Annotated in this window: 11 protein-coding genes; 8 read left to right on the top strand and 3 right to left on the bottom strand. The window is 62.7% G+C overall.

What is annotated here, in order from left to right:
* The first annotated feature begins 32 nt into the window (after positions 1-32).
* The 3 genes from BM083_RS11250 (at position 33) to BM083_RS11260 (ending at position 3,338) form a co-directional block, all read left to right on the top strand.
* Positions 33-698, top strand: coding sequence for an MBL fold metallo-hydrolase (locus BM083_RS11250; protein ID WP_089869458.1), 666 nt, complete (start codon positions 33-35; stop codon positions 696-698).
* A gap of 70 nt (positions 699-768) precedes the next feature.
* On the top strand, positions 769-1,590 hold the full coding sequence (locus BM083_RS11255; RefSeq protein ID WP_177197608.1) for a DUF4097 family beta strand repeat-containing protein: 822 nt from the start codon (positions 769-771) through the stop codon (positions 1,588-1,590).
* 86 nt (positions 1,591-1,676) lie between these two features.
* On the top strand, positions 1,677-3,338 hold the full coding sequence (locus BM083_RS11260; protein ID WP_089869462.1) for an acetate--CoA ligase: 1,662 nt from the start codon (positions 1,677-1,679) through the stop codon (positions 3,336-3,338).
* Positions 3,339-3,736: 398 nt separating this feature from the next.
* On the opposite strand, the gene BM083_RS11265 is transcribed toward BM083_RS11260, so the two are convergent.
* Positions 3,737-4,369, bottom strand: a complete 633-nt coding sequence (locus BM083_RS11265) for a uracil-DNA glycosylase family protein (protein ID WP_177197609.1) — start codon at positions 4,367-4,369, stop codon at positions 3,737-3,739.
* Between the two features lie 69 nt (positions 4,370-4,438).
* On the bottom strand, positions 4,439-4,912 hold the full coding sequence (locus BM083_RS11270) for a DUF5793 family protein (RefSeq protein ID WP_089869465.1): 474 nt from the start codon (positions 4,910-4,912) through the stop codon (positions 4,439-4,441).
* Between the two features lie 196 nt (positions 4,913-5,108).
* Here BM083_RS11270 and BM083_RS11275 point away from each other — a divergent pair, with 196 nt between their 5' ends.
* The 4 genes from BM083_RS11275 (at position 5,109) to BM083_RS11290 (ending at position 10,516) form a co-directional block, all read left to right on the top strand.
* Positions 5,109-6,746: a type II/IV secretion system ATPase subunit gene (locus BM083_RS11275; protein ID WP_089870067.1), complete on the top strand. Its 1,638-nt coding sequence runs from the start codon at positions 5,109-5,111 to the stop codon at positions 6,744-6,746.
* A complete protein-coding gene (locus tag BM083_RS11280; protein ID WP_089869467.1) occupies positions 6,746-8,836 on the top strand; it encodes a type II secretion system F family protein in 2,091 nt (696 codons plus the stop codon). The genes BM083_RS11275 and BM083_RS11280 overlap by 1 nt, the downstream gene beginning before the upstream one ends.
* Before the next feature lie 90 nt (positions 8,837-8,926).
* Positions 8,927-9,559 carry a class I SAM-dependent methyltransferase gene (locus BM083_RS11285; RefSeq protein WP_089869469.1) on the top strand — a complete coding sequence of 211 codons (633 nt, stop codon included), beginning with the start codon at positions 8,927-8,929 and terminating at the stop codon, positions 9,557-9,559.
* Between the two features lie 87 nt (positions 9,560-9,646).
* Positions 9,647-10,516 carry a class I SAM-dependent methyltransferase gene (locus BM083_RS11290; protein WP_177197610.1) on the top strand — a complete coding sequence of 290 codons (870 nt, stop codon included), beginning with the start codon at positions 9,647-9,649 and terminating at the stop codon, positions 10,514-10,516.
* A 74-nt stretch (positions 10,517-10,590) separates the two neighbouring features.
* Here the strand turns inward: BM083_RS11290 and BM083_RS11300 are convergent, their stop codons facing one another.
* Entirely contained in the window at positions 10,591-11,262 is a 672-nt protein-coding gene (locus tag BM083_RS11300; RefSeq protein WP_089869474.1) for a winged helix-turn-helix transcriptional regulator, read from the bottom strand.
* A 179-nt stretch (positions 11,263-11,441) separates the two neighbouring features.
* Here BM083_RS11300 and BM083_RS11305 point away from each other — a divergent pair, with 179 nt between their 5' ends.
* Positions 11,442-12,821, top strand: coding sequence for a right-handed parallel beta-helix repeat-containing protein (locus BM083_RS11305; protein ID WP_089869476.1), 1,380 nt, complete (start codon positions 11,442-11,444; stop codon positions 12,819-12,821).
* Positions 12,822-12,850: the final 29 nt, after the last annotated feature.

Genomic DNA, 12,850 nt, shown 5'->3' on the forward strand with positions numbered 1-12,850 from the left:
CTCTTTCACGTCGGGCACCACGATATGGATATATGGGACTTCCGCCGAATCACGTCTGGCGAATGCGGTTGCGTGGCGTCAACGCCTACCTCGTCGCCGACGACGGTCTGACGCTCGTCGACGCCGGCACGCCGTGGGACGCCGACCGCATCCGGACGCGCATGGACAACATCGGCCACGACGTGGCAGATATCGACCGCGTACTGCTGACCCACTACGACCTCGACCACGTCGGCACGCTGGCGAAACTCGACCTCGACGCCGACGTCTATCTCGCCGCTCCCGACGCCGACTACTTCCGCGGAACTGACTCGCCACCGCTCACGAACCACAAGGGACTCTTCCAGCGGGCGACGGAACTCTTCGTCAGTGACCCGACGTTCACTATCCAACCTGTCGAAGACGGCGACCAAATCGGTCCGTTCGTCGCCCACCGTACGCCTGGTCACACGCCCGGCCACACTGCCTTCGTTCACGACGAGTACGGTGTCGCCTTCGTCGGTGACCTCGTACGCACCATCGACGGCGAACTCCACCCCTCGCCGTGGGTGTTCTCCTACAGTCTGTCGAACGTGAAGCGGAGTATCCGGACGCTCGCCGACCGCATCCCCGACGTCGACGTGTTGGCCGTCGGCCACGGCCACCCGGTGCGGACGAAGGGCGGTATCGCACTCCGACAGCTAGCCGACCGACTCTGAGAGACTGTGGACGACCACCGAACGGCGTCGACGGGACACGTTTTTGCCCCCGTCGCTCGTCTCTCTGGCAGTGATACCCCGCTCTCGACGCGCCTTTCTCGCACTCGGTGGCTCCTTGGCGTCGGCAGTGCTCGCCGGATGCACCACGCCGAGGAACGAAGTCCGTGAACGGACGACCGACACCGTCGACGTCGGCAACGCAACCGACCTACAGGTGACGAGTCGAAACGGGTCGGTGACCGTGACGACGTGGGACCGAGACGCCGTCGAACTCTCTGTCACAAAGCGGACCATCGGTAGCCGTGACGCCTTCGACGACGTCGAGGTCCGAACGGCAGTCCGCAACCGGTCGCTCGCCATCGAGACGGTCTACACCACCGACCGAGCACGCCGGCGGGTAGCGACCGACTTCGAACTCCAGGTGCCGTCGTCACTGGCCGTCTCGGCCGTCGAGACCGGAAACGGCCGCGTCGACGTGACCGGCACCACCGGTGACGGACGGTTCTCGACCCAGAACGGACGCGTCACGGCCACCGACGTCGATGGGTTCGTCACGCTCACGACGAGTAACGGCGCGCTCGAATCGAGTGGCTGTACTGGCGTCGACGGCGCGAAGACCTCGAACGGGTCGATAGACCTCGAACTGCTCGACATCCGCCGAGACGTGGATATCTCGACGCAGAACGGGTCCATCGACGTCGCCGTCTCCGGGTCGCTCGACGCCGACGTCGTCCTCGCGGCATCCAACGGGAACGTCGCCGCCGACGGAGTCGAACTCGCGAACACGACGCGAACGCCTCGTCGGATCACCGGGCGACTCGGCGACGGCGGCAACCGACTCCGACTCTCGGTCACCAACGGGTCGGCCGAACTCACCGCCCTCGACGACTAAACAGACTCTCGGCGTCCGGTTCGAGAGCTTTCGTTCGACACACCACGGGCGAGTGTTTATCACGCACGGTTCCATCATGGTTTTTGATGCCACAACATAACCTCCACTCGTATCAGGAGACGTACGACTCGTTCGACTGGGACGACATCTACGCCGAAGCGGACTGGGACGCACCCGACCAGTTGAACATCGCTCACGAGGTCTGTGACCGCCACGCCGAGGATAGAGGGAAAGTCGCGCTCTACCACGTCGGCACCGACGGTGAACGAACGGCCCTCTCGTTTTGGGAACTCGCGCGGCAGTCGAACGGGTTCGCGAACGTCCTCGAATCGCTCGGCGTCGCGCGCGGTGAACGGGTGTTCTCGTACATGCCGCGCGTCCCCGAACACTACGTCGCCCTCGTCGGGACGCTCAAACGGGGGGCCGTGTGGGGGAGCGTCAACGAACGGTTCGGACCCGACGGTATCGCCTACCGCCTCGACGACTGCGAGGCGAAAGTCGTGGTGACGACAGCAGCGAACCGCGACACCGTCGCCGAGGCAGTCGAAGACGCCCCGTCCGTCGAGACGGTGATCGTCCTCTCGGAGGACGGCACCGGCATCGAGCGCGGTGACGTCAGCTATCGGACGGCGATGGCCGACGCGAGTCGAGAGTACGAGGTGGCGGCCACAACAGGCGAGGACGACGCACTACTCTACTACACCTCGGGGACGACCGGACTGGCGAAGGGTGTACTGCACAAACATCGCTGGGTCGCCGGTGTCGCGGCCACACAGAAGTACGCCGTCGACCTGCAGGAGGGCGACCTGTACTGGTCGACGGGTGACCTCGGGTGGCTGACCGGTCCCATCAACACGCTCGGTGCGTGGTTCTGGGGGACGACGCTGTTCACCTACGAAGGTGAGTTCGACCCCGAGACGTGGGCGGAACTACTCGACGAGTACCCGATTTCGGTGCTCTTCAGCGTCCCGACGGCCTATCGGATGCTCCGCGCCAACGAGGCAGTCCTCGACGGCGTCGACGTGGACCTACGGCACGCGCTCTCTATCGGCGAACCGCTCTCGGCGGGCGTCGTCGACTGGGGTGAAGAGCGGTTGGGCGTGACGATTCACGACACCTACGGCCAGACGGAGACGGGGAACATGGTCGTCAATAACTACCCGACGATGGAGATTCGCCCCGGCAGTATGGGGAAACCGCTCCCGGGCGTCGAGTCGGCCATCGTCGACCCGGAGACGGGCGAGGAACTCCCGCGCGGTGAGACGGGAGAAATCGCCCACCGCGGCAACTTCCCCTGTTTCTTCGCCGAATATTGGCGAAAACCCGAGCAGACCGAGGCGTGTTTCGAGAACGACTGGTATCTCTCGGGTGACCTCGCGCGGATGGACGAGGACGGCTACATCTGGTTCGAGGGCCGCGCCGACGACGTCATCATCTCTGCGGGCTACCGCATCGGCCCGTTCGAAGTCGAGTCGTCGCTCGGCGAACACGAGGCCGTCGCCGAGGCGGCCGTCGTCCCCAAACCCGACACCGAACGCGGCAACATCGTGAAAGCCTACGTCGTCCTCGCCGACGGCTACGAGGCCAGTGAAGCGCTGGGCGAGGAGATAAAACAGCACGTCCGCGAGGAGTTGTCCGCCCACGAGTATCCGCGCGAGGTGGAGTTCGTCGATGACTTGCCGAAGACCGTCACCGGAAAGATTCGACGGACGGAACTCCGCGACCGGACAGACGACTCGTCGGCGTAATTGGCGTCGTCGCGACTCACCGGCCGACGACTTCTCCGTGTATCTTCGACTATCGAAGCCTCTCAGGATAGTTCGAGTGACATCGGACCCGCGCAGAGCGCGGGTCCGTGACTGACCAAGCCAACTGCGAAGAGCACCAGTCTCGCAGTTACCCGGCGCGCATCGGCGGTCTGTTCGTCCACACCACGCGCGCCAGTATCCTCTTGGACGGATGCTGTGAAAAGTCCTACGTTACTACCAATTCCAGCCAGCCGATGCAATATTTCCGCTCTGTTCGGAATCAATCCGGCCAGTAAAACGGACAGAGTTCTAATATTGTCAATCAATCGTGGCCGTCGCTGGACGGTTGCACACTCCCACGGCGAGCAGTACAGAAAACACCTAATTATTCGTTCGGGTTACCGGACGTAGTACGGGTCGTCGCCCGCGAGGAACCGACCGAGGTCGGCCTCGCGGCGGAAGTCGGTCGAACGGAGGGTCGCGAGTCCGTCGACCAGTTCCCCACGGTCGTCGCCGTCCCACTCGCTCGGATCACGGATAGGGAGCACGAGAAAGCCGCTGCCACGGAGTTCGGTCGCGTGGAGTCGCTCCATATCGACGGTGGTCTTGTGCGCCTGTGCGGTGTAGTTCTCCAGCACGTGTCGCGTGGCGCGCGCGCCGACGGGCAGGAGGACGTGTGCGGCGATGGCGCGCAGTTCCGCGTCGAAGAACCGTTCCATGTCGCCGTACGAGGACACGTCCGGGTCGCCGTCGCCGGTCGGGACACACATGTGCAAGTACGAGAGGAACGTCCGCCGTACCTCCGGTTCGGTGCCCACGTTTCGGAGGAGTCCCGCGTCGGCGAGTGCTTCTTGCAGTCGTAGTCCGGCGTCGTTGGTGAACGGAACGCCGGAGTCGACGCCGCCGTGTCGACCCGGATGGTCGCCGACGACGTGGAAGTCGGCGTTCGCGTCGCCGTACCCTGCGACGAACCGCTCGCACGAGGGGCGCATCCCGAAGGGGTTGCTCGTGCGGTCAGTGACGTTTCTCACGGGGGTCGATATGAGACATCACGGTTTAGGTGGCGCGGTTTCGGCCGATACTGCGCGCACTCGACGGCCTCAGAGTTCGACGCCCGAGGGGATGAGACTCTTCTCTCGGAGGAGTCCCCCGTCGGCGTCGTAGACGAGGAAGGTACGCTTCTCGTAGGTGACGAGCGGTTCGCCCTCGACGGTGAGTTCGACCCGGTATCGGCCGTCGTCGTCGTCGCCGCTTCTTCCGTACTCGCGGGCCGCGCGGATGAACTTCAGGACGTCGTTGGCGTCCTCGTTCAGTTCGAGGACGAAGTCACCCGTCGTCCGGTTGGTGACGCCGACGACACCAGTCGAATCCGGTGTGTCCAGCGGGGCCTGAAGCCGAAAGGCGACGTCAGTTTCGCTCGCAGAGAGAAGGTCGCCGTCGGTTCCCGTGAGTCGCTCTCGGAGCAACCCCTCGGGTCCGTGGAAGTCGATGCGGACCAGTGGCTTCTCGGGGTCCCCATCGTGTTCAACCCAATCGATGTATTCGACGGTCAGTTCGAAGTAATCACGCCTCATTCCGTACGCGCCCTTGGGTATGGCCAAGTAAGAACGTAACGCCCCAGACAGTCCACCTCTCCCTGCCGTGTGTTCCCCGTTCTGCACACGAAAGAGGCCCTGAACGGCTACTCAGATGCATGTTGTTTTTCGAGAATTTCAGGGTCGACTTTAAGTATTGGTATACGGTATGTTCGCGCAGTTGACTCGGAGCCACATGTCACGAGACGAATTACAGACGGAAGCGGACCAACAGGGGTCACTCGCAGCCCTGCGTCGACATCTCACACACGCGATGGAGGTCCTTCGTGGGTCCACGCTCGACGCTCGGCCGTTCCGGCCGGGTGAAGACGGACCGCTCTCGACGTACACGATTCCCGCCAGACACGAAGAGGTCGACCGTTACTGGGTGAACGCCCCGTTCGCCTACGTCGTCGTCACCTTCGACCCGACCGCGAGCGAGCACTACTACCACGTCGTCGAACCCGACACCGACGAGTTCACGGCAGACCTCAGAGAGCGCGTCGCCGTCGACATCCGCGACCCACTGCTGTATCGGTCCCCCGAGGCCGACACAGTCGGCGAGTCGGTGCTCCGTGAAGAACTGACGACGCTCCTCCAGCAGTACGGTATCGACGTCGACATGAAGACGTACCACACCGTGCTGTACTACCTCTATCGGGACTTCGTCGGCTACGGTAAGGCCGACGCGCTGTTACACGACAGCCACATCGAGGACATCTCCTGTGACGGGTACGACCTTCCGATCTTCATCTACCACGACGAGTACGCCGACATCGAGACGAACATCGTCTTCGGTAGCGACGAGTTGGACGACTACGTCATCCGTCTCGCACAGCGTTCTGGTCGCCACGTCAGCGTCGGCAACCCCGTCGTCTCGACGACGCTTCCCGATGGCTCGCGAATCGAACTCTCGCTCGGTCAAGAGGTGACGCCACGCGGGTCGGCGTTCACCATCCGCCAGTACGCCGACGAACCGTTCACACCCATCGACCTCATCGACTACGGGACGTTCTCCGTCGAGATGATGGCCTACCTGTGGCTCTGTATCGAGCACAACAAGTCGCTCATCTTCGCGGGCGGGACAGCGTCGGGGAAGACCACCGCGATGAACGCCGTGTCGATGTTCATCCCCCCGCGGGCGAAGGTACTCACCATCGAGGACACGCGCGAACTCTCTTTGTACCACGACAACTGGCTCTCCAGCGTGACGCGCGAGCAACTCCACGAGGGGTCGGACATCGACATGTACGACCTGCTCCGGTCGGCACTACGCCATCGCCCCGAGTACATCATCGTCGGCGAGGTCCGTGGCGACGAGGCCGTGACGCTCTTTCAGGCGATGAACACCGGCCACACGACGTTCTCGACGATGCACGCCGACAGCATCGAGACGGTCATCAACCGCTTGGAGAACGAACCCATCAACGTCCCGCGGGCGATGGTCCAGTCGCTCGACCTGCTCTCGATTCAGACGCTCACGCGCTTCGAGGGTGAGCGCGTTCGCCGGTCGAAAACTATCGGCGAAATCGGGGGTATCGACCAGCGGACCGGCGAACTCGACTACTCGTCGGCGTTCAAGTGGAACGCGCAGAGCGACTCGTTCAGACGGAACGACAGCGACCTACTGTCGGAGATTCAAGCCGAACGCGGCTGGTCGCGGTCTGAACTCCTGCGCGAGATTCGCCGACGTGAGCACTTCCTCGAACAGCTACAGACGTACGGCGTCGGCGACTACCGTCGGTTCACCGCACTCGTCAACGAGTACTACGCCGACCCCGAACGGGTGACGAAGCGACTCGACGACGGGTTGGTCACGGCGGAGTCGACCTGATGCTCTGGCTGGTTCCACTCGGCTTCGCCGCGCTCCTCTGTGTGCTCCTCCTCTTCGACCTGACCGACGAGCGGGTGCGACTCGCCGTGACGCGAGTCGGGTTGTCGCTCTTCGGCGACTACGTCGGTACAGCCAACGGTGCCGAGCGACAGAAGCGACGGATGCAGGCCGCACACATCGGCATCACACACCGAGTGTACGCCTCACGAACGCTGGTGTACAGTACGATATTCGGCATCGTCGGCAGTATTCTCGGTGTCTATCTCTCTGCGGGCTTTCTCTCGGTACTCGCCATCTCTTCCGAAGAGATACAGAACGCGCTCCCCGGAGTGTTCGGTTTCCTCGGCAACCTCGCCTCCATCTCGTCGCTCGGCGGCCTCGAACTCTTCGTCCTCCTCTTTTTCGCGAGCAGTACCGTCGGCACGTCGCTCGCCTTCGGCGCGTACCGCGCACGGTGGGTGTATCTCGACCAGTTGGCCGTCGCCCGCGCGAGCGCCATCGAGGTGACGCTCCCGCGAACCGTCGCGTTCGTCTACGCGTTGTCGCGCAGCGGGATGTCCTTCCCGAGCGTCTTAGAGACACTCGTCGATAACCGGAGTGTCTACGGGGCATCGGCCGACGAAATCGGCGTGGCGGTCCGAAACATGAACACCTTCGGGACGGACATCCTGACCGCCCTCCAGCAACTCGGTCGCCGCACGCCGAGCGACGGGATGGAGGAGTTCGCAGAGAACCTCGCCAGCGTCCTCTCTAGCGGGCGAAACCTCTCCGAGTTCCTCCGAGAGCAGTACGAACGGTACCAAGAGGAGGCCCAGTCCCAACAGGAGCAGTATCTCGAACTGCTCGCGACGTTCGCCGAGGTGTACGTCACCGTCCTCGTCGCCGGACCGCTGTTCTTCATCACCATCCTCGTCGTCATCGGACTCGTCCTCCAGGACACGCTCGGCTTCATCCGATTCATCAGCTACGTAGCCATCCCGCTCGCGAGTGCGGGGTTCGTCGTCTACATCGACAGCTTGACGCAGTCGATGGAGACGGGCGGCGACGACAGTCCCTTCGAGGAACAGACGACGGCCGAATCACACAACTACGTCGCCGACGGCGGTGCGACTCAGACCGATGCACACGACGTGAACCGCCAGCGTCTCCGCACGTACGACCGACTCCGACCACTGCGACGATGGCTCGACGACCCCTGGGGGATGGCGTTCGCTCACCCGGCGCGTTCGCTCGTGCTCACGGTTCCGCTCGGTCTCCTCTGGTTGATGCTCCGAACCGACTGGCCGACGCAACTCCCGTCCGTCGCCAACGTCGATCTCGTCGCCGGCATCGACCGCATCGACGAACCGCTCGTCCAGGTGACCATCCTCGTCTTGAGCGTGTTCGCGCTGGCGTACGAGGTGCGGAAACGCCGTCTGCGAGCGATGGAGGCGGCGATTCCCGACTTCCTCGACCGGATGGCCAGCATCAACGAGGCCGGCGTGACCGTCGTCCAGAGCATCCGTCGCGTCTCCCAGAGTGACCTCGGTGCACTGACGCCGGAGGTCCAGCGGACCTGGCGCGACATCGAGTGGGGTGCGGACGTCTCGACGGCGCTGAACCGCATGGGGCGACGAACGTCGTCGCCGACGGTCACCCGTGCAGTGACGCTCATCACGAACGCGATGCGAGCGACGGACGACATCGCGCCCATCCTTCGCATCGCCGCCGACGAGGCGCAGTCGAGTCGTCGACTCCGCCGCGAACGACGCACCGAGATGATTACCTACCTGATGGTCATCTACATCTCCTTTTTCGTCTTCCTCGGCATCATCGCCGCCCTCTCGGTGTCGTCCCTCCCCGCTATCGAGGCGACCCAGACGGTCGGACAGGGGTCGACCGATGCCATCTCCGGGACGACTGGCGTCTTCAGCGGTATCGGCGACGTCGACACCGACGCCTACCGCCTCCTCTTTTTCCACACGACGGCCATCCAGGCGGTCTGTTCGGGACTCATCGCCGGGCAACTGGGTGAGGGAAGCCTCTCGGACGGCGCGAAGCACGCCGCCATCCTCCTCCTCGTCGCCTACGCGACGTCGCTCGTCATCTGAGTCGCCAGCGACGTTCGTATTCTGGCCGTCTCCGTCGCGTGAATCGACGAAGTCGGCGGGCATTTATCTCACCGCGAACATCTCCTCCACATGGAGTCGGACCCACGACAGACCTACGACCGCATCGCCGCGCACTTCGCGTCGACGCGCGAGTACGCGTGGCCCGAGGTCGAGACGTTCGTCGACGAGTGGGGGACCGCCCGGCAGCGAGCGCTCGACCTCGGGTGTGGCAACGGTCGACACGCCGAACTCCTCGCCGACCACGTCCAGAGAGTCGTCGGTCTCGACCTCAGCCGCGGGTTACTCACCGAAGCGCAGACGCGAGCGACCGAACGCGGATTCGCCGTCGACCTCGTCCACGGCGACGCCGCCTGCCTCCCGTTCGTCGACGACGGGTTCGACCTCGCGGTGTACGTCGCCACGCTGCATCACCTGCAAAGCCGCGACGCACGCGTCGCCAGTCTCTCCGAACTCGCTCGCGTGCTGACTCCCGAGGGTCGAGCGGTCGTGAGCGTTTGGAGTACCGCGCACGACACCTTCGACGCCGAGCACGGGTTCGATACGACCGTCGACTGGACGCTCCCCGGCGGTGAGACGGTGCCCAGATACTACCACATCTACGACCCCGAGGAGTTCCGCACGGACCTCGATGCGAGCGACCTCACCGTCGTCGAGACGTTCGTCTCCAGCGGGAACTGCTACGCCGTGGTCGGCGGCCACTGAGCACTCAGCACTACGCACTGACGCAGTGGTGCATCCAACGCCGTCGAAACGTCTTTACTCTCCTCTGTCGACGAACGTGTCTACACGATGTCCCCATCCACCGACGCCGACACCTCGGACCTCGCGAATCCGTTCGAGAGCACCGAAGCCTACTACGCCGAGTACCGACCACGGTACGGCGACGACCCACTCGACTACCTCGTGACCAGATTCGACCTCGACGAGTCGGCCCGCGTCCTCGATTTGGGCTGTGGCGCAGGCCACCTCGCACTCCCACTGGCCGCAGCCGCTGGCGAGGTTGTCGGGATGGACCCGAACGAAGAGATGTTGCGTCACGCCCGACGGTTGGCCGACGACGAGGGACGCGAGAACCTCTCGTTTCTGGTGGGGTCGGATGCCGACCTCGCCGAGTTCACCGACGACCTCGCACCGCTCCGACTCACAACGATGGGGCGGTCGTTCCACTGGATGGACCAGTCGCAGACGCTGGACACGCTGCGAGAACTGACCGAACCCGGCGGTGGCGTCGCCCTACTCACCGACCGCGAGTGGCTGACCAAGGGCACCGACGCGTGGCAGGAGGCTGTGTACGAACTCGCCGCCGAGTACCTCGACGACATTCCCGCCCGGGTCGACCCGGCGGACGTCGAGTACGACGACCCGTGGGACGAACTCCTCGCCGACCACGGGTTCGTCGACGTCGAGACACGGACGTTCCCCGTCGAGCGAGAGTGGGACGCAGACGGAATCGTCGGCTACGTGTTCTCGTTGTCGTTCTGCTCACCGACGACGTTCGGCGAGGAGAAAGAGTCGTTCGAGAATGCCCTTCGAGCGCAGTTAGCGGACGTAGATAGCGAGACGTTCCTTCAGCACACCGGCGTCGAAGTCGTCTCGGGCAAGAGAGCATCCGGCTGTCGGAGCCGTCTCGACGGCGAAGACGGCACCGCGACGAACTGACGGCCGACGTCCCACGTCGGTCGGTGCCATCGACCGTGTACGCATAGCCTCGCCGTCGCCGATGACGTCCTGACTCACTCGTCGTCTGCCCGACAGTCGAGCACGTGCTCGATGCATCTCCGTAGTTCCGGTTTCGTTACGGGGAGTACGAGATGTCCACAGTGGTGCAGTTCGAGACGTTCGAGGTGACGCCGGGTGGGAACGACGACGACGAGTCGACAGTCACATTCCGGTTTTGCAACCGACTGGAGGGCGGAGTGGTCGATTGGGCCGCGTGGCTTGTAGTGAAACACCACCACGTCCGTCACCTCGAACTGCTGTCGTTCTAGCTGCCGACGCTCGCACGCTTGCCTGACGTCGTAGTCAGAGTGCAACAGGTCCGCAAAGAGGTTGTTCAGCCGAGGGTTGTCGTCTACGACGAGAACCGTCGGAACGGTCTTCCGGCCGCTTCGCGCCGTCCAACTGTCGAGGTCGCCGACCGTATCCAGTAAATCTGCCCCTGAGTCGGTGAGTGAGTAGGTGACGTGGACACCGCTGTGAGCAGTTCGTTCGACGATTCCGTAGTCGGTGAGTTCGTTCAAACTGTTGGTCAAAACTTTCGAAGAGATGTCGAACCGTCGTTTCAAATCGCTAAATCGACACGGTCCATCGGTTTGAACTGCACGGAGGAGGTTCAACCGCCACTTCTTGGAGAGCAGGGAACTGATTTCTCTGACCGAGCAGGGGTCGCCACAATCTTCTGTCATTATATGTGTCTTCTATTTTATCAATTATTTCCAGACATATATAAATAATTATTATAGAGCAACTATCTCAACCAATTATATGTAAGGTTAATTACTTTATGCCTTGGTAACAATTTAGTAACCTTGCTAGGCCGTATAATTATTCTATAATTAATTAGAAAATTATACTGTATTCCAAAATGAACAATCTGGAAAAACCGGATGACTCGAACCCGACAACCTGGTCACGTCGTTCGTTTTTGGGGACCGCCGCGGCCGGGTCGCTCTTAGGCGCGACTAAGCAGGGGACGGGTACGGTGGAGGGAAAGAAGGGCTCTTCGGACCTCCCTTCGACTGCCGACCAGGTCCAAGAGTCGCGGGCAACGACGGCCCTTCAAATCGGCCCGGAGCTCAATCTCGGGGAGCGGCGTGTCGTCGCCAGCGGCGAGTACGGTTACGACACCATCCAAGATGCGTGGGAACACGCGGCTAGCGGGGACATCATCTTCGTCCATGGTTCGTACGATGCACAGGAAGCGGGCGAAGAGTTTCCGATCGTCTTGGACCAATCGCAGAAAGAAGTCGTCCTCACCGGTGGTCACCCGTCCGGGTCGGTCATCGATGCTCGACACGCCCCCGACAAGAACGTCATCGAGGTGCTCGGCCGCGGACAGAACGATTACCGGAACAAAGCGATTGTACAAAAACTGAAGATTCGAGGCGGAAACATCGGACTGCGTATTCGCGCAGCGCCGTACTCGACGTACAAGGACCTCGTGTTCTTCCAGACGGGGTCCCACGGCGTCTCCGTCGAAACGTATAACGACGCCAGCGGGGCGTTCAAAGGGTCCTTCGGTATCAACTTCCGGAGTTGTGTGGCTTGGTCGTGTCGGGGCGTCGGCTTTCGACTCAGCAGTGAGGCCAGACCCCACAGTACGAGCTTCTACGGATGTCACGCTCTCTGGAACGGTTACTACGAGGGGAACAACGCGCCCGGCGTCCTGCTTCGCGGATACGCCTCCCGGTGGAACGGAGGCACCATCCAGAACAACGGCAGTTACGGTATCGACGCCCGAGGCGGTGGGTCCCAAACCGTCTACGGGACGTACTTCGAAGGTAACGGGGCGAGTTCCGAGTTCCCGCACGGTATCTACGTCTCTAAATCGCCCGGTCTCAGCATCGATAGCTGTTACTTCAACGGTCACTTCTCCCGAGAGGTCACGAACGGCCTCAGAGACGGCCACCGAGCGATTGCTGTCGTCGACGCGAAGGGTGTCGACATCCGGAACACGACGTTCCGAAACTACACCGACGCCTTCCTCTACGGTCGAAACACTCTGGACGTGGACATCCATCGACCGTCGCACGACGCGCTCGACGAGACGGAGTTCCTCAGCGACGCCAGCGAGTTTCAGCGACTCCGGAGCGACGGGATGGTTCAAGAGGCCGACCTCCGAGACACCGACGGCCTGTACCGCGGAGACATGGGAATCCACAACGGCGACGGAGAGGCACTGTGGGGTCCAGCCGTCTGGAACGGCCGTGAGTGGATCAGCGTGATGGAACCGACGATAGTGTGAAACGAGCGATGCAGTCAGAGAGCATCAGA

This window comes from Halogranum rubrum (assembly GCF_900114455.1).
Classification (GTDB): domain Archaea; phylum Halobacteriota; class Halobacteria; order Halobacteriales; family Haloferacaceae; genus Halogranum; species Halogranum rubrum.